19 protein-coding genes are annotated in these 20,840 nt (G+C 74.6%); 7 read left to right on the top strand and 12 right to left on the bottom strand.

Translation table 11 applies throughout. The annotated features are described in order from the left end of the window. The first annotated feature begins 37 nt into the window (after positions 1 to 37). Positions 38 to 1,249 (top strand): fatty acid desaturase family protein, encoded by a 1,212-nt coding sequence (locus WA616_RS19155; RefSeq protein ID WP_336032398.1) that lies wholly within the window; start codon positions 38 to 40, stop codon positions 1,247 to 1,249. 69 nt (positions 1,250 to 1,318) lie between these two features. Here WA616_RS19155 and WA616_RS19160 read toward each other — a convergent pair whose 3' ends face one another. Next, positions 1,319 to 3,217 (bottom strand): Ig-like domain-containing protein, encoded by a 1,899-nt coding sequence (locus WA616_RS19160; protein ID WP_336032401.1) that lies wholly within the window; start codon positions 3,215 to 3,217, stop codon positions 1,319 to 1,321. 207 nt (positions 3,218 to 3,424) lie between these two features. Continuing rightward, positions 3,425 to 4,795 carry a replicative DNA helicase gene (dnaB, locus tag WA616_RS19165; RefSeq protein ID WP_073422045.1) on the bottom strand — a complete coding sequence of 457 codons (1,371 nt, stop codon included), beginning with the start codon at positions 4,793 to 4,795 and terminating at the stop codon, positions 3,425 to 3,427. Between the two features lie 474 nt (positions 4,796 to 5,269). On the opposite strand from dnaB, the gene WA616_RS19170 reads away from it, so the two are divergent. Then, entirely contained in the window at positions 5,270 to 6,118 is an 849-nt protein-coding gene (locus WA616_RS19170; RefSeq protein WP_336032403.1) for a helix-turn-helix transcriptional regulator, read from the top strand. A 79-nt stretch (positions 6,119 to 6,197) separates the two neighbouring features. Here the strand turns inward: WA616_RS19170 and rplI are convergent, their stop codons facing one another. The 5 genes from rplI to WA616_RS19195 form a co-directional block, all read right to left on the bottom strand. Beyond that, a complete protein-coding gene (gene rplI / locus WA616_RS19175; protein ID WP_336032405.1) occupies positions 6,198 to 6,653 on the bottom strand; it encodes a 50S ribosomal protein L9 in 456 nt (151 codons plus the stop codon). A 2-nt stretch (positions 6,654 to 6,655) separates the two neighbouring features. After that, positions 6,656 to 6,892, bottom strand: coding sequence for a 30S ribosomal protein S18 (rpsR, locus tag WA616_RS19180; protein WP_073422051.1), 237 nt, complete (start codon positions 6,890 to 6,892; stop codon positions 6,656 to 6,658). Between the two features lie 39 nt (positions 6,893 to 6,931). Continuing rightward, entirely contained in the window at positions 6,932 to 7,426 is a 495-nt protein-coding gene (locus WA616_RS19185) for a single-stranded DNA-binding protein (protein ID WP_073422052.1), read from the bottom strand. Positions 7,427 to 7,428: 2 nt separating this feature from the next. Further along, positions 7,429 to 7,716 carry a 30S ribosomal protein S6 gene (gene rpsF, locus WA616_RS19190; RefSeq protein ID WP_075014203.1) on the bottom strand — a complete coding sequence of 96 codons (288 nt, stop codon included), beginning with the start codon at positions 7,714 to 7,716 and terminating at the stop codon, positions 7,429 to 7,431. A gap of 167 nt (positions 7,717 to 7,883) precedes the next feature. Beyond that, entirely contained in the window at positions 7,884 to 8,900 is a 1,017-nt protein-coding gene (locus WA616_RS19195; protein ID WP_336032414.1) for a hypothetical protein, read from the bottom strand. Positions 8,901 to 9,092: 192 nt separating this feature from the next. On the opposite strand from WA616_RS19195, the gene WA616_RS19200 reads away from it, so the two are divergent. Beyond that, positions 9,093 to 9,953 (top strand): deoxyribonuclease IV, encoded by an 861-nt coding sequence (locus WA616_RS19200; protein WP_336032417.1) that lies wholly within the window; start codon positions 9,093 to 9,095, stop codon positions 9,951 to 9,953. A 4-nt stretch (positions 9,954 to 9,957) separates the two neighbouring features. Here the strand turns inward: WA616_RS19200 and WA616_RS19205 are convergent, their stop codons facing one another. From WA616_RS19205 to WA616_RS19215, 3 genes are all read right to left on the bottom strand, one after another. After that, entirely contained in the window at positions 9,958 to 11,469 is a 1,512-nt protein-coding gene (locus tag WA616_RS19205; RefSeq protein WP_336032419.1) for a glycosyltransferase family 87 protein, read from the bottom strand. A 21-nt stretch (positions 11,470 to 11,490) separates the two neighbouring features. Next, entirely contained in the window at positions 11,491 to 13,944 is a 2,454-nt protein-coding gene (locus WA616_RS19210; RefSeq protein ID WP_336032423.1) for a transglycosylase domain-containing protein, read from the bottom strand. Positions 13,945 to 14,094: 150 nt separating this feature from the next. Beyond that, the gene (locus WA616_RS19215) at positions 14,095 to 14,526 is read right to left on the bottom strand and encodes a DUF5318 family protein (RefSeq protein ID WP_336032425.1); all 432 of its coding nucleotides are present in this window, start codon (positions 14,524 to 14,526) and stop codon (positions 14,095 to 14,097) included. A gap of 209 nt (positions 14,527 to 14,735) precedes the next feature. Between WA616_RS19215 and WA616_RS19220 the strand changes: the two genes are divergently transcribed. From WA616_RS19220 to WA616_RS19230, 3 genes are all read left to right on the top strand, one after another. Beyond that, on the top strand, positions 14,736 to 15,356 hold the full coding sequence (locus tag WA616_RS19220) for a PadR family transcriptional regulator (protein ID WP_336032427.1): 621 nt from the start codon (positions 14,736 to 14,738) through the stop codon (positions 15,354 to 15,356). Positions 15,357 to 15,482: 126 nt separating this feature from the next. After that, positions 15,483 to 16,562, top strand: a complete 1,080-nt coding sequence (locus WA616_RS19225) for an inositol-3-phosphate synthase (protein WP_336032428.1) — start codon at positions 15,483 to 15,485, stop codon at positions 16,560 to 16,562. A 160-nt stretch (positions 16,563 to 16,722) separates the two neighbouring features. Next, complete coding sequence (locus WA616_RS19230) at positions 16,723 to 17,478, top strand: hypothetical protein (protein WP_336032429.1); 756 nt, start codon at positions 16,723 to 16,725, stop codon at positions 17,476 to 17,478. A gap of 157 nt (positions 17,479 to 17,635) precedes the next feature. Here the strand turns inward: WA616_RS19230 and WA616_RS19235 are convergent, their stop codons facing one another. Next, complete coding sequence (locus tag WA616_RS19235; RefSeq protein WP_336032430.1) at positions 17,636 to 18,298, bottom strand: YqgE/AlgH family protein; 663 nt, start codon at positions 18,296 to 18,298, stop codon at positions 17,636 to 17,638. Between the two features lie 63 nt (positions 18,299 to 18,361). Here WA616_RS19235 and WA616_RS19240 point away from each other — a divergent pair, with 63 nt between their 5' ends. Next, complete coding sequence (locus tag WA616_RS19240) at positions 18,362 to 19,678, top strand: MFS transporter (RefSeq protein WP_336032432.1); 1,317 nt, start codon at positions 18,362 to 18,364, stop codon at positions 19,676 to 19,678. A 62-nt stretch (positions 19,679 to 19,740) separates the two neighbouring features. Here the strand turns inward: WA616_RS19240 and WA616_RS19245 are convergent, their stop codons facing one another. Next, positions 19,741 to 20,793: a matrixin family metalloprotease gene (locus tag WA616_RS19245; RefSeq protein ID WP_336032435.1), complete on the bottom strand. Its 1,053-nt coding sequence runs from the start codon at positions 20,791 to 20,793 to the stop codon at positions 19,741 to 19,743. Positions 20,794 to 20,840: the final 47 nt, after the last annotated feature.

The raw sequence follows: 20,840 nt of genomic DNA on the forward strand, positions 1-20,840 counted from the left end.
CCTACGCGACACCGAGAGCCAGAGGAGCCGCATAGACATGACCGTGCTGCAGAAGAAGGCCGACAACCCGATCGAGCACCTCACCCCCGAGGACATCGAGCTCATCGGCAAGGAGCTCGACGAGATCCGCCAGGGCGTGATGGACAGCCGCGGCGAGGCCGACGCGCGCTACATCCGCAAGGTCATCGACGTGCACCGCAAGATCGAGCTGGGCAGCCGCGCCGTCCTGCTGGCCTCCGGTTTCCCGCCGGCCTGGATCGCCGGGACGATCGGCCTGTCGATCGCCAAGATCCTCGAGAACATGGAGATCGGGCACAACATCCTCCACGGCCAGTGGGACTGGATGCGCGACCCGAAGATCCACTCCACGACGTGGGAGTGGGACATGGCGAGCCCGGCCGAGCAGTGGAAGCACTCGCACAACGAGCTGCACCACACGTACACGAACGTGATCGGCAAGGACAACGACCTCGGCTACGGCATCATGCGCGTCGACGAGGACCAGCCGTGGACGCCGATGTACCTCGGCCAGCCGCTGTGGAGCTTCGTCAACGCCTGCTTCTTCGAGTACGGGATCGCCGCCTACGACCTCGAGCTCGGCGCGGTGATCGCCAAGAAGCAGACCGGCGACCCGGAGTTCCGCCGCCGGGCCAAGCAGGTGCTGGTCAAAATCGGCCGGCAGGTGCGCAAGGACTACGTCATCCACCCGCTGCTGTCGGGCCCGAACTTCGTCGCCACCCTGGCCGCCAACTTCACCGCGAACATCGTGCGGAACCTGTGGTCGAACTCGGTCATCCTCTGCGGGCACTTCCCCGAGGGCGTCGAGACCTTCGAGAAGAAGTCGATCGACGGCGAGACCCGCGGCGAGTGGTACCTGCGCCAGATGCTCGGCTCGGCCAACATCTCCGGCTCCAAGGCGATGCACATCCTGACCGGCAACCTGTCGCACCAGATCGAGCACCACCTGTTCCCGGATCTGCCGAGCAACCGGTACGCCGAGATCGCGCCCAAGATCCGTGACCTGTTCGACCGCTACGGCCTCAACTACCACACGGCGCCGCTGCCGCAGCAGGTCGCGTCGGCCTGGCACAAGATCATCCGGCTGTCGCTGCCGAACGGCTGGCTGCAGAACACCACCGCCCGCAACCTGCCCACCCAGCTCGGCAAGCTGTGGAAGATGACGACGGGCAAGCCGCGCGTCCGGCGCGTGCTGCTCCGCGAGCAGGCCGCCATGGCCGCCGCTGCCTGATCCACCGCGCACGACAGAGGGGCCCGGGACGACACCGTCGTCCCGGGCCCCCCTGCGGTCAGCGGCCGGTCAGGGCCGCAGCGCCGGTGCCGCGTAGTTCAGCGGCAGCAGGAGGGCCGGGTCGCTGATCGGCACCTCCCACACCGCCTCGCCGCCGTCGGGGTCGATGACCTGCCCGGTGCGCAGGAACGTCGCCACCTGCCGCTGGCCCTGCAGCGCCGCCGGCAGGGTCAGCTGCAGCAGGAAGGAGTGCGGGTTGTTGGCCGCGTTCGCCGTCCTGTCGTTGCGGTAGAGGCTGGTCCGCGACCACAGGTCCCCGGCGTCGACCAGCGTGTACGACGTCGGGTTGGGCACCGTCTGGTCACCGAAGGCCACCTGGACGACGACCCGCTCGGGCGCGATGAGCGGCGCGAAGGTCTCCGGGCTGCCCGGCCGGGACAGCCAGGTGGCCCGCGCCAGGTACTCCTGGATCGCCGCCGCCCCCGGCACGGTCAGCGTCACCGGGCCCTCGCCGCGCAGCGGCATCTGCTCCTGGAAGAAGCCGCGGGTCGGGTCGCTGCTGTTGAGCAGGCCGGCCGCCTGCAGCGCCTGGGTGGTCAGCGGCCGGAACGACGGCGACAGCCGCGCGATCTCGGTGATCGGGCCGCCGGGCACGTTGAGCACCGAGCGGGCGATCGCCGGGTCGGCGCCGGTGACCATCGTCCCGTAGATGCCCCCGAAGCTCTGGCCGAAGTAGGTCACCCCGCTGCCGGAGAGGTCGGCGGTGCCGTTGCGGTCGACGTCGGTGCCCAGCGAGCGCACCAGCGTCATGACGTCCGCGGCGGTCTGCCGCAGCGCGTCCCGCGACGACGCCGCGGCGATCGCCCCGGTGGCCGAGGAGCCCTCGGTGTTGCCGATGACGCCGTCGCCGTTCTGGTCGACGCCCCGGCCGTAGGACGGCAGCCGCGTCGTCTGGCCGCCGCTGGTCACGACCCACTCGCTGCCGGGCCCGTAGCCGTGGCCGACGACGTTGGTGCCGATCGTGGCGAGGCCGGCGTTGGCGTTGCCGACGGCGGCGAGGAAGACGCTCGTCGTCGAGGCGGTGAAGCCGTGGCCGAAGACCGCCGTCGGCCAGCCTCCCGACGGGGACGTGCCCGGCGGGAGGACGGCGACGATCGGCAGCCGGGCCTTGCCCACCGGCGCCGGGCCGCCGTCGCGGGTGGGCGTCTGCCGGATGGAGACGTCGGGCTGCAGCCACGACGGCGCCTCGTAGGAGCCGAAGACCAGCGTGCTGCCGGCCGGGTAGGGCGGGAGCACCACCGGGACGGTCTGGTCGGCGGCGCCGCGGTCCTGCAGCTGCGCGACCGTGGTGCCGGCCGCCGGGAAGACGCCCTCGATCCGCAGGCCCGGCACGATCCCCTGGGCGCGGAGGGCCACGCCGCTCTCGATCTGCCGGCGGATGTCGAGCAGACCGTCGGTCGCGCTCAGCGTGGTGAAGGTGTCCTGGGTGGCCGTGTTGTCCGGGCCGCCCTGCACCTTCAGGCGGTACGTCGTGCCGGGCGCGAGCTGCTCGGCCGGGTGGGCGTACAGCGTGTTGGTGGCCGGGTCCCACACGACGCGGTCGACGCCGGTACGCCACCCGCCGTGCTCCTCCTGGACGGTGATGCGCGCGGCGGTCGCCGCCGGGTCGACGGGCGAGCTGAACCGCACGGCGATCCGCGGGTCCAGGTCGAAGCCGTCGAGCTGGTTGAGCGACTGCACCAGGCCGCAGGTGACCGGGGCCCCGCAGTCGGCCGTCGGGAGGGCGACCCGCCGTCCGGTCAGCTGGGCCGGGTCGCGGACGGTCAGGGAGTTCGACGGGAAGACCGAGAGGGGCTCGGCCTTCTGCGGGGCGGCCAGCGCGGGGGTCGCGGTGACCGAGAGGGTGGTCGTGAGGGCCAGCGCACCGAGGAGCGACGAGGTCGCCCGGTGCCAGCGTCGTTGCTGCACAGGCTTCTCCAGATGGAAGGGACGAACCGGTCCTTCCTAGCCTCCGGTGAGCCGTATCACAACTGGCGGGTGTTGCAGCCGGTCCGGCTCCACGTGGAACACCGGTGCCGACCGGGCCGTCGCCGTCCGCCCCGAGGACGCCGCAGCGGCCCGGAGCGGGGTGCTCCGGGCCGCTGCGCGCGCCTGGCCGGGCGGCCGTGTGGCTGCCTAGTTGGCCATGTCCACGAAGCGGCTGTAGTGGCCCTGGAAGGCGACGGTGACGTTCGCGGTCGGGCCGTTGCGGTGCTTGACCAGCATGATGTCGGCCTCGCCGGCCCGCGGGGACTCCTTCTCGTACATGTCCTCGCGGTGGATCATCATCACCATGTCGGCGTCCTGCTCGATCGAGCCGGACTCGCGGAGGTCGGACAGCATCGGCTTCTTGTCCTGGCGCTGCTCCGAGCCACGGTTGAGCTGAGACATCGCGATCACCGGGACCTCGATCTCCTTGGCCAGCAGCTTGAGGGCACGGGAGAACTCCGAGACCTCCTGCTGACGGCTCTCGACGCGCTTGCCCGACGTCATGAGCTGGAGGTAGTCGATGACCACGAGCTTGAGGTCCTGGCGCTGCTTGAGCCGCCGCGCCTTGGCCCGGATCTCCATCATCGTCATGTTCGGCGAGTCGTCGATGTAGAGCGGGGCGTCGGCCACCTCACCCATCCGGCGGGCGAGCTTCGACCAGTCCTCGTCCGACAGCGTGCCCGCGCGCATGTGGTGCAGCGGCACCTTCGCCTCGGCCGACAGCAGCCGCATCGTGATCTCGTGCTTGCTCATCTCGAGCGAGAAGATGACGGCGGGCATGTGGTGCTTCACCGTGGCCGACCGGGCGATGTCGAGCCCGAGGGTCGACTTGCCCACACCGGGACGGGCGGCGATGACGACCATCTGCCCGGCCTGCAGGCCGTTGGTCAGCTCGTCGAGGTCGCGGATGCCGGTGGGCACGCCGCGGGCGGTGCCGCCGCGGGAGGCGATGGCGTCGAGCTCGTCCATCGTCGGCTGCAGGACGTCCTCGAGGCGCGAGTAGTCCTCGCTCATCCGCTTCTCGGTGACCTCGTAGATCTCCTGCTGCGCGCGGTCGACGATGTCGTCGACGTCGCCCCGCCCGCCGGCCGCGCCGTAGCCGAGCTGCACCACGCGGGTGCCGGCCTCGACCAGCCGCCGCAGCGTGGCCTGCTCGGCCACGATCTGCGCGTAGTAGCCGGCGTTGGCCGCCGTGGGCGTGGAGGCGATGAGCGTGTGCAGGTAGACCGCGCCGCCCATCTTCGACAGCTGGTCGGTGCGGTTGAGCTCGGCGGCGACGGTGATCGCGTCGGCCGGCTCACCCCGGCCGTAGAGGTCCAGGATGCAGTCGTAGATCACCTGGTGGGCCGGCCGGTAGAAGTCGTTGCCGGTCAGCTGCTCGACGACGTCGGCGATGGCGTCCTTGCTCATCAGCATGCCGCCGAGCACCGACTGCTCGGCGGCGACGTCCTGCGGGGGCTGCCGGTCGTACTCCGGCGCCGTGGCCTGCGGCCGGCTGAAGTCGTCGGCGACCGCCACCTGGTACCTCCCTGTGCTCGTGGGCGCGCGCGGACACAGCCCGGGCGGGAGCCCGGGCCCGGTGGGGGAGCACCAGGACGCGCGACGCTCGTGCCCGAACGTCCGTCCGAGCACGTTGCTACCGGGAGCCACCGACAGTTCTCCGCCGGGACCCGGTGCCGCAGAGGACGGTAGGAAACCGACGGCCGGTCCGTCCAACACCCGTGTGCACCGCGTTCTGCACAACTTGTGGACAAGTCGGTGGACAGCCCGAGTCGACATGTGGAGACGGGCGGGACACCGACCGGCCATCCGCGGGTCCTGCGGGTGTCACCTGCGGGCGCTCCGCCCACGGGCTGTGGACACGAAGAAGTCGGGCGATCCGACGTCCGGGCGTGTCGTGTCGTCCCGTCCGGAACACCGGTCCCAGCAGCCCACCCGCCGGGTCGTACGAGCCCCCGGGCGGCCCCGCGCGCGGCACGGGAGACTGGCCCGGTGGACCCCGCGGACCTCGGCAGCTACCTGTCCACCCGGCGCGCCCGCGTCCGCCCGGCCGACGTCGGCCTGCCCGAGGGCCCCCGCCGCCGGGTGCCGGGCCTGCGCCGCGACGAGGTCGCGCGGCTGGCCGGCACCTCGGTCGAGTACTACACCGAGCTCGAGCAGGGGAAGGCCACGCACCCGTCCCCGCAGGTGCTCGCGGCGCTGGCCCGGGCGCTGCGGCTCGACGGCGACGAGCGCGACCACCTGTTCCACCTGGCCGGCCTCGCGCCGCCGTCGTCGGGCCGCAGCGGGCACGTGCAGCCGGCGATGCTCACCCTGCTCGACCGCCTGGGGACGACGCCGGCGCGGGTCATCACCGACCTCGACGTGACCCTCGCGCAGAACCCCATGGCCGAGGCCCTGCTCGGCGACGCCGGGCCGCGGACCTGGCCCGCCGCGAGCTTCGTCTACCGCTGGTTCACCGACCCCGCGGCGCGGGGCCTCTACCCCGCCGAGGACCACCCGCGGCACTCGCGGGAGAGCGTGGCCGACCTGCGCGCCGCCGTCGCCCGCCGGGGGCGCGACGACGAGGCCGAGGACCTGGTGGAGCGCCTGCACGCCGCCAGCGACGAGTTCGCGGCGCTGTGGGCCAGCGGCGACGTCGCCGTGCGGCGCAGCGTCCGCAAGCGGATCGTGCACCCGACCCTGGGCGTGATGGAGCTCGACTGCCAGCGCCTGGTCAGCGACGACGGCCGGCAACGACTGCTGTTCTTCACCGCGCCGCCCGGCAGCGCCGCCGTGGGCCAGCTGGAGCTGCTCTCGGTGGTGGGCCGCCAGGACCTGGGGACCCCCTCCGGGGCCTGAGCGCCCTCTCAGGGGCCGGGGACGCCGCGGGGGGCGCCGGACGGAGTGTCCGACGCCCCCCGGGCGGTGCTGCGGTGCGTCAGCCGGCGACGACCTCGATCGCCAGCTGGGTGGTGACCTCCGGGTGCACCCGCACGGTGACGGTGTGCTGGCCGGTGGTCTTGATGCTGCTCGGCAGCTCGATGCGGCGGCGGTCCAGCTCCGGGCCACCGGCGGCCGTGACGGCCGCGGCGACGTCGGCGGTGGTGACGCGGCCGAACAGGCGGCCACCGTCGCCGGCGCGGGCCGGCACCCGGACGGTCAGGCCGGAGAGGCGGCCGGCCACGGCCTGCGCCTCCTCGAGCGACCGCACCTCGCGGGCGGCACGCGCCCGGCGCAGCGACTCGACCTGCTTCTCGGCACCGCGGGAGGCGACGATGGCCAGCCCGCGGGGGAGGAGGTAGTTGCGGGCGTAGCCGCCCTTGACCTCCACCGTGTCACCGGAGGACCCGAGACCGGTGACCTCCTGCGTCAGGATCAGCTTCTGGGTGCTCATGGTCAGCGCGCCGTCGAGGTGTAGGGCAGCAGGGCCATCTCACGGCTGTTCTTGACGGCCGTGGCGACGTCCCGCTGGTGCTGGCTGCAGTTGCCGCTCACGCGGCGGGCACGGATCTTGCCGCGGTCGGAGATGAACTTCCGCAGCAGGGTCGTGTCCTTGTAGTCGATGTAGGTCGCCTTGTCCTTGCAGAACTGGCAGACCTTCTTCTTGGGCTTGCGCACGGGGGGCTTGGGCACTGGGTTCTCCAGGTACGGCTAGATCTGGGTAGAGAGGGATCAGAAGGGCGGCTCGTCGGACGGGCCGGCCGGCGTGGACCAGGGGTCGCTCGCCCCGCCGCCACCGCCGCCGAAACCGCCACCACCACCGCCGCCGAAACCGCCGCCACCGCCGCCGCCACCCTCACCGCGGGCGGCACGGGTGACCTTCGCGGTGGCGTAGCGGAGGGAGGGGCCGATCTCGTCGACCTCGAGCTCGATCACGGTGCGCTTCTCGCCCTCCTTCGTCTCGAACGAGCGCTGCTTGAGGCGCCCCGAGACGATGACCCGCGAGCCGCGGGTGAGGGACTCGGCCACGTTCTCGGCCGCCTGCCGCCAGACGTTGCAGCGGAGGAACAGCGCCTCGCCGTCCTTCCACTCCTGCGACTGCCGGTCGAAGGTGCGGGGCGTCGAGGCGACCGTGAAGTTGGCGACCGCGGCACCCGACGGCGTGAACCGCAGCTCCGGGTCGGAGGTCAGGTTGCCGATGACGGTGATGACGGTCTCGCCGGCCATGCTCAGTGGACCTCGGGCCGCATCAGCTTGGTGCGCAGGACCGACTCGTTGAGGTTGAGCTGGCGGTCGAGCTCGGCGACCGCCGCGGGCTCGGCCTGGATGTCGACGACGGCGTAGATGCCCTCGACGTGCTTCTTGATCTCGTAGGCCAGGCGGCGCCGGCCCCAGATGTCGGTCTTGACGGTGCCACCGGAGTTGGTGACGACGGTCAGGAACCGGTCGAGGGAGGGAGCGATGGTGCGCTCCTCCAGGTCGGGGTCGAGGATGACCATCAGTTCGTAGTGACGCACGGAGAACCCCACCTCCTCTGGTCTGGGCGGCTGCAGGACGTCTGCAGCAGGAGGGTCGTACACGCGTCGCGCGCCCTGCCTGCCGGGACGGCACACGGGACGCGCAGGTCGAGGGTACCAGCGCGGCCGCCGGCCCCGGCCGGGGACGGCGGCCGCAGGCACGCAGGTCAGGTGCGCCGGGCGCCGGGCGCGCGCAGGGCGAGGTGCGTGCGGACGAGCGCGGCGGTGGCGCCGGCCAGCGCGACGACGGCAAGCAGCGCCGGCAGCGGCAGCCCGACGGCGGGAGGCGGCCCGCCGGCGGTGACGGTGCTGCTCTCCTCGTCGATCGCCGTGCCGTCGAGACCGCGGAGGTCGCCGGGCACGGGCACCGGGACGCCGTCGTGGCTCCCCGGCAGGCCGCCGGCACCCGCGCCGGGTGCACCGGCCGCGCCCCCTCCGGAGGACGCCGCGGGGAGGCCGGGAGCCGCCGCGACCGCGTCGCCCACCGGTGCCATCGCCGCGGCGGCGCCGCCGAGGTCGTAGCCGTACGGCTCGCCGTCGACGCCTCCCGCGGCCGGGGCGGCGGGTGCCGGGGCCGGGGCCTCCGGCGCCGGCTCGGGCTGCGGCGTCCCGGGGACGGGCGGCTGCGGCAGCGGCACGTCGACCGCCGGCAGCTGCGGCAGGCCCACCGACGGCAGGTCGGGCAGCGGCAGCAGCGTGTTGACGACGAACGGCGTCGGGACGCCGATCTGCACCTGCGTCTGCCGCCCGTCGACCGCGACCAGCTGGTCCTGCGGCAGCCGGCCGAGCGCCTGCGTCGTCACCCGGGTCAGCAGCGAGCCGGCGACGGAGGTGTCGGGCACGACGACGCGGTAGGTGTAGGTGATCGCGCACTGCGGGAACACGCACGTCCGGTCGAACCGCTCGCGGTGCTCGGCGTCCCTCGGCAGCGGGTGGGTGCCCGACGGCGTCTGCAGCGTGACGTCGGTGAACACCTGCGCGGTGACCAGCGACGGCAGCAGCCCGCCCCCGCCGACCTGCACCGTCCTCGGCTCGATCCGGTTGACGAAGGCGACCTCGCCGCCCGGGTCGACCGAGACCAGCGGCGGGGTGAGGTCGCGGATCTCGACGGTGGCCGACGGCGCCGCGCTCGCGGTGGGGGCGAGCAGGACCGCGCCGCCCAGCACCGCGACCCCGGCGAGCACCAGGGCGGCGAGCCCGCGCCGGGCCCCCCGCCGGACCCTGCCGCCCCGCGCCGTACCGGTCCCCATCCGCGCACCGCCCCGTCGTCGTCGACGTCGTCCCGGCGGGTGCCCGCCGTTCCCGGTGTCCCAACGACGGCGCCCGCACGGCGATACGGGTGGGTGCCCGATCGGCGCCGAACTACTGTCGCCGGGGTGGCTGCACACCCGATCGGCGTACACGTCGGCCCCGGACTGACCGAGGACAACCAGCTCGACGACGGCGGCCCGCTCGCCCGCGCCGCGGAGATGGACGCCGACGGCGTGCAGGTCTTCCTGGGCGACCCGCAGGGCTGGAAGGCGCCGCTGCCGCGCCCGGACGCCGAGGACCTGCTGGCCTCCGACGTCGCCGTCTTCGTGCACGCGCCCTACGTGCTCAACGTCGCCTCGACCAACAACCGCATCCGCATCCCGAGCCGGAAGAACCTCGCCGTGAACGCGCGGGCGGCCGCGGCGATCGGCGCCCGCGGGATGGTGGTGCACGGCGGGCACGTGCTGGCCAAGGACGACCCGGCCGCCGGGTTCGACAACTGGCGCAAGACCTTCGCCCGGCAGGCCGAGGACGGGGGCTTCCCGCTGCCGCTGCTCATCGAGAACACCGCGGGCGGCGACAACGCGATGGCCCGCGAGCTCGGCGCCGTGTCCCGGCTGTGGGACGCCGTCGGGGAGTTCGGGGCGGGCTTCGTCCTCGACACCTGCCACGCCTGGGCGGCCGGCTGGGACCTCGCCACCGCCGTCGACGACGTCCGGGCGGTCACCGGCCGCATCGACCTGGTGCACCTCAACAACAGCCGCGACCCCCCAGGGCTCCGGCCGCGACCGGCACGCGCCGCTCGCCGCGGGCGAGATCCCGCTGCAGCTGCTGCTGGAGGTCGCCCGCGCCGCCGACTGCCCGGTCGTGCTGGAGACCCCGGGCGACGCCGCCTCGCACGCCGAGGAGGTCGCGCTGGTCCGCGAGGCGCTGGGCAAGGCATAGGAAGCTATCCGCACGTCTGCGGGCGCAGGACGTGCGGATAGCTTCCTATGCCTCGACCGGCGTGCCCCTCCGGCGGCGCAGGACCACCCGGTCCTCCGCGCCGTCCAGCGGGCCGCCGGCGGGGTCGTCGACGGCCGGCCAGGAGGTGCGGACGACGTCGGCGTCGGGGCGCCAGACGTCCCGCACCACGAGCGCCATCAGCACGACGACGGCGACGTCGCGCACCACCACGCCGAGGAAGAACCACTCGACGCCGACGCCGCGGTCGTCGGTGCCGAGGTACCAGAGCATCCGGACCACCCACAGCACCGCCTCGGTGGCCTGCCACAGCAGCAGCGAGCGCCAGCGCGGGCGGGCCAGCACCGCGAGCGGCAGCAGCCACAGCGAGTACTGCGGGCTCCACACCTTGGTGACCAGCAGGAAGCCCGCGACGAGCAGGAAGGCCACCTGCGCCACCCGCGGGCGCACCGGCGCGGCCAGGGTCAGCCAGCCGACCGCGGCCACCACCAGCAGCACGCAGACCGCCACCAGCGCGTTGAGCACGACCGGCGTCTCGCCCTGGGCCAGCGGCCCGTCGAACAGGTCGCCGCCGGCCGCGGTGATGGCGATGTTCCACAGCGTGTCCGGATCGGCCGGCCGGCTGCTGTTGAGCCGGAAGAACAGCGACCAGTTCTCCGGCGCGAGCAGCGCCACCGGCAGGTCGGCGACGAGCCAGGCGGCGCCCGCGGCGACGGCGGCCCGCAGCCACACGCGCAGCGTCCCGGCGCGCACGCACAGCAGGAACAGCGCGCCGAGCACCAGGACGGGGAAGAGCTTCGCGGCGGTGCCCAGGCCGAGCAGGACGCCGGCGAGCACCGGCCGCTCGCGCGCCCAGGCCCACAGCCCGCACGCGGCGAGGGCGACGGCGAGCAGGTCCCAGTTGGTGAACGCGTGCACGAGCAGCAGCGGCGAGAGGCCGATCAGCGCCGCGTCCCAGGGCCGGCGGCCGGCGGCGCCCAGCACCGCGCGCACGGTGACCAGCGCGCACAGGCTCAGCAGCAGGCAGGTGGCCACGTAGTAGGCCTGCACCGGGGGCACCTGGGGCAGCAGGCCCGCCGCCGACGCCAGGCTCTCGTAGCCGCGGCCGAGCAGGGCCGCCAGCGCCATGAACGCCCCGGTGAGCACCGGGTACTCGACGGCGGAGTCCAGGTAGGGGAGCGCGCCGGTGTCGAGGCCGTGCAGGCCGAACAGCGGGACGGCGTCGGAGTAGCAGAGGTGGGTGTACTGCACCGACCCCGCCCAGTTGCCGTCCGAGCAGGGCGCCTGCTTGAGCCAGGCGCCCGCGAGCACGACGGTCGCGTAGAGCAGGCAGACCCGCAGCGGCGTCCAGAACAGGGCGCGCCCGGTGACGGCGTGTCGCCCCCACGGGCCGCCGACGGCCTCGCTGGCCTGCGCGGCGACCGGGTCCGACCAGGTCGGCACCACGCGGTCGGGCCGGCCGGACGGCGCCGGGAACGCCGCGGGCCCGTCCGCCGGCGGAGGTGCCGGGGCGGACGGGCCCGAGGGGGTGGAGCTCACGTGCCCAGTGTGCCGGGCGGGTCAGCCGGTGGGCTGGGCCACCTGGCCGGGCGCGGGGGCCGGCGAGCCGTTCTGCTCGCCGTCGCCGTCGCCCTGGTCACCGTTGCCGGGACCCTGGCCCCCGAGGTCGGGGACCCCGTCCCCGTCGGTGTCCCCGGGGACCGGCTGCGGCTGCGGCTGCGGCACCGGCTGGGTCGTCGTCGGCGGGGTGGTCGTCGTCGGCGCCGACGGCGTCGTGGTCTCGGGCGCCGGCTGCGTCGTCGGGGCCGACTGGGTGGTCGGCGCCGACTGGGTCGGCGGCGCCGTGGTCACCGGCGCCGGGACGCCCTCGCCCGTGTCGCCGCGGATCTTCGGCGAGTTGGGCAGGTCCTCCTCCGGCGTGCCGGCGAGGACGGTGTCCATGAACTGCTGCCAGATGGCACCCGGCAGGCCCGAGCCGTAGATGATCGCGCCGTCGCTGTTGCGGATCGGCTCGTAGCGGTCGCTGCCCATCCAGACCGCCGTCGACAGCGAGGGCGTGTAGCCCACCATCCAGGCGTCGGAGTTGTCGTCGGCGTCGATGCCCTGCGTACCGGTCTTCGCCGCCACCTCGCGGCCGCCGTCGAGCGAGCGGCGCGAGTACTGCGCCACGCCCTCGAGGGCGAAGGTGGTGTCGTTCGCGACGTCGGCCGACAGGACCTGCTCGCCGGCGTCGGCGCCGCTCTCCAGCAGCACCGCGCCGGTGGTGTCGGTGACCCGGGCGACGAAGTGCGCGTTGTGGCGCACGCCGCCGTTGGCGAAGGTCGCGAAGCCGACGGCCTGGTCGATCGGGCGCATCTCGTACTCGCCGATGCCGATCGAGGAGCCGGTGACGCCGCCCGAGTTCGGGGCGGTGAGGGTCGGCTGGTCGTCGAGCAGGCCGCCGGTGGTGGCCGGCCACGTCTCCGGCATGCCGGTGGCGGCCAGCGCCGTCGCCCGCACGTTCTCCGGGCCCACCTCGTAGGCCAGGCCGTAGAACGTGGTGTTGAGCGAGCGGGTCATCGCCTCGACGAGCGTGCAGGCCGCGCAGGAGGCGCCGCCGGAGTTGCGCACCGGCGCCTCGCGGTCGGGGAACTCCTGGGGGGAGCTGCCGTCGCGGCGGGAGTTGACGCCGATGCCCTGGTCGAGCGCGGTGGCCAGCACGTAGGGCTTCATCGACGAGCCGGGCTGGCGGCGGGTCTGGGCGTAGTCGACCGCGCCCTCGCCCGCGCCGATCTCCCCGCCGTAGTAGGCGCGAACCGCGCCGGTCCGCGGGTCGACGGCGACCAGCGCCTGCCGCAGGTTGGCCGGCTCGCCCTCCATGACCTCGAGCACGCTGGCGCGCGCGGCGTCCTGCGTGGCCTTGTCCACGGTGGTGGTGATGCGCAGGCCGCCGGCGCGGATCTGCTCGTCGGAGTAGCCGCGGGCCTCGAGCTCGTCGATCGCCTGCGAGACGACCAGGCCCTCGGGGCCGGTGGGGATGCCGAGCGCGGAGGACTCCGGCCGGGGCGCGATCGGCGGGTAGACCGAGGCGTCGCGCTCGGCCTGGGTCATCCAGCCCTCCTCGACCATCGCGTCGAGGACCAGGCCCCAGCGGTCCTGCGCGCCCTCGGGGTTGTTCTCCGGGTCGTAGGAGCTCGGGCTGCGGACGAGGACGGCGAGCACGGCGCCCTGCTGCGGGGTGAGCTGCGCGGCCGGGACGCCGAAGAAGGTGTTCGCCGCTGCCTCGATGCCGTAGGCGCCGCGGCCGAAGTAGATGGTGTTCAGGTAGTTCTCGAGGATGTCGTCCTTCGAGTACTCGTTGTCGAGCTTGACGGCGAGGAACAGCTCCTGGAACTTCCGGCTGAACGTCTGCTCCGAGGACAGGAAGGCGTTCTTCACGTACTGCTGGGTGATCGTCGACCCACCCTGCGTCGAGCCGCCGGTGAGGTTGTTCCAGGCCGCGCGGACGATGCCGGTGAAGGAGATGCCGGGGTCGGAGTAGAAGTTCCGGTTCTCCGCGGCGAGGATCGCGTTGCGGGCGGGCTCCGACACCTGGGCCAGCTCGACGTTGGTGCGGTTGGTGTCGCCCAGGCGGGCCATCTCGGTGGTGCCGTCGGCGTAGTAGACGACGGTCGTCTGCGCGTTCTGCACCGAGCTCGGGTCGGGGACCTCGGTGGTGGCGTAGACGACGCCGACGAAGACGCCGAGCAGCACGAACATCCCGACCACCAGGCCGAGCAGCACCTTCAGCCGGCGACGGCGGCGCTGCTTCTTCGTGCGCGCCTTCTTGCCGCCGGGCGCTCCGCCCGCGGGACGGGCGCCGGTGGGGCGGGAGCCGCCGGGGCGCGAGCCGCCGTCGCGGGCCGACGTCGTGCGGCCGCGGGTGCCCCCGGACGGGCGGCGGGCGCCGCCCGAGCCGGGTGCGCGGGCGGCGGGCGGCCGCCGCGGCGGGCCGCCGGACGGCCCGACCGGCGAGGTCTCGTCGTGGGGAGGCACCAGGGAGCCCCTCCTCGGTAGTCGGTGGGCAGGTCTCGAACCGGCCCAGCGTGGCGTTGTCTGCTGTGTGCACCGGGGAGGACGCGCGGGTGCGCACCGTCCCCGGGACGGGTGTGACGGACGGGTCCGGCGGTGCGCCCGGCGGTCCCGCTAGCGCTGCTCGGTGGCCGCGCGGCCCCGCGCGCGCTGGCGGCCGCGCTGCGGCGGGCTCCCCGGCGCCGGCTCGGTACCGAGGACGTAGGAGCAGTCCAGGTGGTTCCAGCCGCAGCCCCGGCACACCTCGACGGCGTACACGGAGAACTCCTCCTGCATCGCGTCCATCCGGGTGAGCTCCGCGTCGGTCTTGGCCTGCCCGGCCACGTGGCCGAGCGCCTCGCCGTACACGTAGTTCACCATCGTCAGGCGCTCGCGCCGGCACACCGGGCACGTCTCGTCGGTGGGCTGCCCGTGGTACCTCGCCGCACGGGTGAGGTAGGGGCTCGCGTCACAGACCTCGAAGAGCCCGGTGCGGCCGGCCTGGACGTCCGCGAGGACGGCTCGCCGGTGCAGCGAGTAGTCCACGACGGAGCGACGTCCGGGCACGGCCGCCAATGTACGCAGGACCGCCAGTCCCGGACCCCGGACGCGGGCACCCCGCGCGGCCCGGCGCGCCCGCGGACGGTGTCCTCGCTCACCTCCGACGCCCGATCGGGCGACCGTCCCGACGGCGGCGGCATCTCGAGTTGCCGTCCCGTTCCCACCCCGATGTATCGTCCCGATACATCGACCGGCAGGAGCCGATGGGGGGCGACGTGCTCGAGTTCGCCATCCTCGGACTGCTGCAGCAGGCCCCGATGCACGGCTACGAGCTGCGGAAGCGGCTCGCGGAGGTGCTGGGCGGCCTGCGCAGCATCTCCTACGGGTCGCTGTATCCCGCGCTCAAGCGGTTGCACGCCGCCGGGCTCGTCACCACCGACGAGCCCGACCGGGGGGCACCGCTGCCGGCCGACGCACCGCCGCTCACCGGCCGGCGCGGGAAGGTGGTCTACACGATCACCGCGGAGGGCAAGGAGCGCTTCGCGGAGCTGGTCAGCCAGGCCGGCCCCGAGGCGTACGACGACGGCAGGCTCTTCGGCGTCCACCTCGCCTTCTTCCGGCACACCGCCGCCGACGTGCGGCTGCGCATCCTCGAGGGGCGCCGCCGCACGGTCGAACGGCAGCGGGACGGCCTGCGGTCCTCACTGGCGCGGACCCGGGAACGACTCGACCGCTACACGCTGGAACTGCAGCGCCACGGCCTCGACTCGGTCGACCGGGAGGTCCGCTGGCTGTCCGAGCTCATCGACAGCGAGCGCCGCTCCCCCGGCCCGGGGCAGGACGCCGCGGACCGCGGCGGCAGCGGGCCGCCGGAGCACGCACCAGAGCAGGACTGAGCCCACCAGAGCAGGACTGAGCCCAGGCCTGCAGGCACCACCCGGCTGCGACCGCCGCTGCAGCCACCGCCAGGACCGGAACGGTCCCGCGACACGGACCACCCGGTCCAGGGAGAAGGGAAGACCATGGGAGCTGTCAAGGTCGCCATCGTCGGCGTCGGCAACTGCGCCGCCTCGCTGGTGCAGGGCGTGCACTACTACCGCGACGCCGACGAGACCACCAAGGTGCCGGGCCTGATGCACGTCCGCTTCGGCGAGTACCACGTCTCGGACGTGGAGTTCGTCGCGGCGTTCGACGTGGACGCCAAGAAGGTCGGCCGTGACCTCTCCGAGGCCATCGTCGCCAGCGAGAACAACACCATCACGATCGCCGACGTGCCGCCGCTGGGCGTCACCGTGCAGCGCGGCACCACCCTCGACGGCCTCGGCAAGTACTACCGGGCCACCGTCGAGGAGTCCGACGAGGAGCCCGTGGACGTCGTCGCGGCCCTGCGCGAGTCCGGCGCCGACGTGCTCGTCTGCTACCTGCCGGTCGGCTCGCAGCAGGCCGCCGAGTTCTACGCGCAGGCCGCCCTCGACGCCGGCGTCGCCTTCGTCAACGCCCTGCCGGTGTTCATCGCCGGGACCAAGGAGTGGGCGGACAAGTTCACCGCCGCCGGCGTCCCGATCGTCGGCGACGACATCAAGAGCCAGGTCGGCGCGACCATCACCCACCGGGTGCTGGCCAAGCTGTTCGAGGACCGCGGCGTGCAGCTCGACCGCACGATGCAGCTCAACGTCGGCGGCAACATGGACTTCAAGAACATGCTCGAGCGCGAGCGTCTGGAGTCCAAGAAGATCTCCAAGACCCAGGCCGTCACCAGCCAGGTCGACCGCGACATGGGCAGCGACAACGTCCACATCGGCCCGTCGGACCACGTGCCGTGGCTGACCGACCGCAAGTGGGCCTACGTCCGGCTCGAGGGCCGCGCGTTCGGCGACGTCCCGCTGAACCTGGAGTACAAGCTCGAGGTCTGGGACTCCCCGAACTCGGCCGGCATCATCATCGACGCCGTCCGCGCCGCGAAGATCGCCAAGGACCGCGGCATCGGCGGCCCGATCCTCTCGGCGTCGTCGTACTTCATGAAGTCGCCGCCGGTGCAGTACACCGACAGCGAGGCCCGCGACGCCGTCGAGGCGTTCATCCGCGGCGACGTGGAGCGCTGAGGGAGGACCTACCTGCCCCCCACCCCTCGCTAACGCTCGGGGCGGGCCCCTGCAGGTAGGCCGTTCCAGCACGTCGCCAGGCCCGTCCCCCGACCCGGGGGGCGGGCCTGCGGCCTGTCGGGGGTCCAGGGACGACGCCGGGCTGCCTACGCTGGCCGGCATGCCGCGCCGCCTGCTCGCGACCGCGCTGGTCCTGCTCGGCGTCGGGCTGACCGGCTGCACGGACGAGGGCGCCGACCGGCAGCCCGGCGACCCCGTGACCGCCGAGGAGGCCGAGGTGCTCGCCGGCCTGCTGGCGCGGGAGACCGAGGAGGGCGGCGCGGACGTCGTCGTCACCGCGCCCTTCGGCGAGGAGGGCCTGCTCACCCTCACCGGGGAGGTCGACCTCGCCGGGTCGGCCGGCCGGGCGCGCGCCGTGACCTCCTACGGCGACGGGCGGCCCGACGACGTCCGGACACTGTTCTTCACCCGCGAGCAGGTCTGGTTCGGCGACGTCCCCGGCCTGGGCGAGGCGCTGTCGGCCGCCGGCCTGCCCGACGTCCCGTTCGTGCGCCGCCCGCTGGCCACCGGCCCCGACGCGGTGCCGCTGGGCGACGTCCTCGTGCAGGTGGTGCTCAACCTGGGCGCGGAGGACGCCGACGACGCCGGCGCGTTCCTCGGGGCGGTCACCTGGGAGGGCCAGCGGTCGATCGACAGCCGGCTCGCGACGGTCTACGCGTCGGACGCGGGCTGGTCGGTGGCCGTCGACGACACCAGCGAGCTGCTGCTGCAGTACGAGACGGAGCTGCCCGGCCAGGGGACCGACGTGACGGTGACGCTGGCCGACCACGGTGCGCGGACGATCGCGCTGCCCGGTGAGGACCAGTCCCTCGACGCGACCGCGCACCCGGAGGTCGCCGCGGCCCTGGGCATCTAGCGGCGCCCCGCGCCGTCGCCCGGACATGGGAGGAGGGGGCGGCCTCTTCCCCAGACCGCCCCCTCCGGGGCCATTCCTACCACGGTCCGCCGGGCGGCGCCTCCCGCGACGGCGTGTCGCTGAGAGACCCAGCCGGTCGGGGGACCGGGCCGGGTGCCTAGTTGGCCGAGGGGTCGGCCGGCGCGGTGGACAGCACCGCCAGGCGGCCCCGCTGGCGGCCGAGCACGGCGCGCCACAGCTCCGGGCCGGACAGGTCGCTGAGCACGTCGTCGGGAGAACCGGGCACGCAGGCCCAGGCGCCCTCGGCGAGCTCGCCGGCCAGCTGCCCGGGCGACCACCCGGCGTACCCGGCGAACACCCGCAGCCCGGTGAGGCCGCCGTCGAGGGCGTCGGGGTCGGCGTCGAGGTCGACGAGGTAGACGTCGCCGGCCACCCGCCGCAGGCCCGCCGGCTCGGCGCCCTCGCCGGGGCAGGCGGCCAGGCACAGCGCCGTGTCGGTCTCGCACGGGCCGCCCACGTGGAACACCCCCGGCTCGACGGCGAGGTCGCACCAGCCGGGCAGCACGTCGCGGATCTCGACCTGGCTCGGGCGGCCCAGGACGACGCCGAGGGTGCCGCTGTCGTTGTGGTCGAGCACGTAGACGACGGTGCCCGCGAAGTTCGGGTCGCTCAGCGCCGGCATCGCCACCAGCAGCGACCCGGGGCCGACGTCGTCGAGGGTGCCCGTGGACAGCTGGGGCACCGCCGCGCGGCGTCGGCCCGGGACGGCCGGAGCGGGGCGGCCGGACTCGGGATCGGGTGACGAGGGCACCGAGGACATCGATCCCAGTGTGCAACAGTCCGGCCTCCGGGGGAGGGCGAGGCCGCACCGTACGGTGAGCGGGTGCCGCGCGCCGACACCTCCGTGCGGCACCTGCTCGCCCGCGGCGACTTCCGCCGGCTGCTGGTCACGCGCCTGCTCGCCCAGTCCGGCGACGGCGTCCTGCAGGCCGCGCTGGCCGGCACGGTGCTGTTCAACCCGCAGCGGGCGGCCGACCCGGTCGCCGTCGCCGCCGCCTTCGCCGTCCTGCTGCTGCCCTACTCGGTGGTGGGGCCGTTCGCCGGCGTGTGGCTGGACCGGTGGAGCCGCCGGCAGGTGCTGGTGCGGGCGAACCTGCTGCGCGCCGGCCTGGTCGCCGTCGTGGCCGCGCTCGTGCTGGCCGGCGACGCCGGGGTCCCCTTCTACGCCGCGGGGCTGGCGGTCTTCGCCGTCACCCGCTTCCTGCTGTCGGCGCTGTCGGCGGGGCTGCCGCACACCACCGACCCGGAGTCGCTGGTGCCGGCGAACGCGCTGGCGACGACGTCCGGCGCGGTGGCCACGGTGGCCGGGGGTCTCGTGGCGCTCGGCCTGCTGCAGCTCGCCCCGCCCGGCGACGCCGCCTACGCGGCCGTGGCGCTGTCGGCGGCGCTGCCGTGGCTGGCCTCGGCCGCCGTCGCCGCCGGGTTCCCGACATCGTCCCTGGGGCCGGACTCCGGCGCCGGCCCGGCGCCGGTGACCGCGCGGGAGGTGCTGCGCGGCCTGGTCGCCGGTGCCCGGCACGTGGCCGCGCACCCGCCGGCCGCCGCGGCGCTGGCCGCCATAGGCGCGCACCGGCTCTGCTACGGCCTGCTGACGCTGCTCACCCTGCTGCTCTACCGGAACACGCTGACCGAGGGCGCGGGGCCGCTGTTCCCCGGTGGGCTGGTGGGCCTGGGCCAGGTGCTCGCCGCCGGGTCGGCCGGCACGCTGCTGGCGGCCGCGGTCACGCCCGCGGCGGTGCGGCGGCTGGGCACCCGCGGCTGGGTCCTCCTGCTGCTCGTGGCCGGCGGGGTGCTGCAGCTCGCGCTCGTGCTGACGTTCGCGCCGCCCGGCATGGTCGCCTCCGGGCTGGTGCTCGGCGTCGTCGCGCAGGGCGTGAAGATCTGCGTCGACGCCACCCTGCAGCGCTGCGTCGACGACGACTTCCGCGGTCGCGTGTTCTCGGTCTACGACACGCTGGTCAACGTCACCTTCGTCGCGGCGCTGGTGGCCGGGGCGTTCCTGCTGCCCGCGTCGGGCCGGTCGGTGCCGGCGCTGGTCGTCGTGGCCGGCGTCTACCTGCTGACCGCGGCGGGCTACGCCCGGGTCACCCGGACCCACCGGGAACGGGACGGCGGAGCCGGCCCGGCGGCGGCCCGGTAGCGGCGGATCGGTGGTGGCGGGTCGGTGGTGGCGGGTCGGTGGCGGCGGCCGGGTGGAGCGGCTCAGAGGCCGGGTTCGCACTCCCCCTGGCCCAGGCGCGCCAGCCCGGCGAGGTGGCCGGGGCCGAAGCCCGTCTGGCCGGTGTTGGTGGCGTGCATGAGCGCCCCGGGGTCGTCGACGTGGTCCAGGCCCACCACGTGGCCGAGCTCGTGCATGAGCACGGCGTGCACGTCCTCGCGCCCGCCGGGGGACAGCGCCGCGCCGGCCGACCAGCCGGCGTCGAGGGTGACGGCGCCGGAGACGTACACCCACGGCCCGCCGGCCGAGTAGGCGACGCTGCCGCCGAGCCCGGCGACGGTGTCGGCGAGCTCGGGCACCTCCTCCGGCGTCGACCAGCTGACCAGCACCGGCGCCCAGCGGTCGCCGTAGCGCTCGGGCTGGTAGGCCGGGCGCTGCTCTGACCACGCCTCGTCGGTGGTCCCGTCGGCCACGAACCGCAGCCCGGTCGCCGCCGACACCCGCGCGACGGCGTCGGCCACCAGCGCCTCGGCGTCGGCCGGGGCGCCATCCAGGGCGACGACGTAGTGCACCGGGCGGCAGGGGTCGTAGGCGACGGGCGCGACGCCGTCGGCCTGGCGCTGGACGAAGGCGTACCCGCCGACGTCCGGGGCGGCACCGGGCCGGCCGAGGGGCGCGGCCTCCGACTCGAGGCCGGGGGGAGGGCGGTCGCCGTCCACCCCGAGCAGGCCGCCGCCGGCGGAGGAGCCGAGGTCGCCGGCGGCCGGCGAGGGCAGCCCGCCGGCGAGGTGCGCGGCACCGAGGCTCAGCGCGACGACGGCGGCGACCGTCATCAGGGCGCGGGCGGGGGAGGAGCGGCGGCGCGGCGCGGGCGGCGCCCAGGTGCGCCGGTCCGGCGGCGCGACGGGCCGGCCGGTGGCCTGGTCGAGCACCCACTGCGGCACCCGCCCGGTGGGGGAGGTGGGCACCGGCGGCGGGCCCCACGCGGGAGGTGCCGGCGGCGGCGCCCACGCGGGCGGCAGCGGGCCGCCGGAGCCGGGCAGCTCCGAGGGCCACGGCGGCCGCCCGCCCCGGCCGTCCTGGTGTCCCCCGTGCACGCGCGCCCTCCCCGTCGGTCCCCCCGCGGATCCTCCCGGCCCGGGCG

The organism is Geodermatophilus sp. FMUSA9-8 (genome assembly GCF_037034165.1).
In the GTDB taxonomy this organism is placed as follows: Bacteria; Actinomycetota; Actinomycetes; order Mycobacteriales; family Geodermatophilaceae; genus Geodermatophilus; species Geodermatophilus nigrescens.

Bases quoted from the DNA above. Each gene is read 5' to 3' on its own strand.
- WA616_RS19155 (WP_336032398.1), top strand. From the start codon at position 38: ATGACCGTGCTGCAGAAGAAGGCCGACAACCCGATCGAGCACCTCACC.
- rplI (WP_336032405.1), bottom strand. From the start codon at position 6,653: ATGAGCACCCAGAAGCTGATCCTGACGCAGGAGGTCACCGGTCTCGGG.
- WA616_RS19185 (WP_073422052.1), bottom strand. From the start codon at position 7,426: ATGGCCGGCGAGACCGTCATCACCGTCATCGGCAACCTGACCTCCGAC.
- WA616_RS19225 (WP_336032428.1), top strand. From the start codon at position 15,483: ATGGGAGCTGTCAAGGTCGCCATCGTCGGCGTCGGCAACTGCGCCGCC.
- WA616_RS19230 (WP_336032429.1), top strand. From the start codon at position 16,723: ATGCCGCGCCGCCTGCTCGCGACCGCGCTGGTCCTGCTCGGCGTCGGG.
- WA616_RS19235 (WP_336032430.1), bottom strand. From the start codon at position 18,298: ATGTCCTCGGTGCCCTCGTCACCCGATCCCGAGTCCGGCCGCCCCGCT.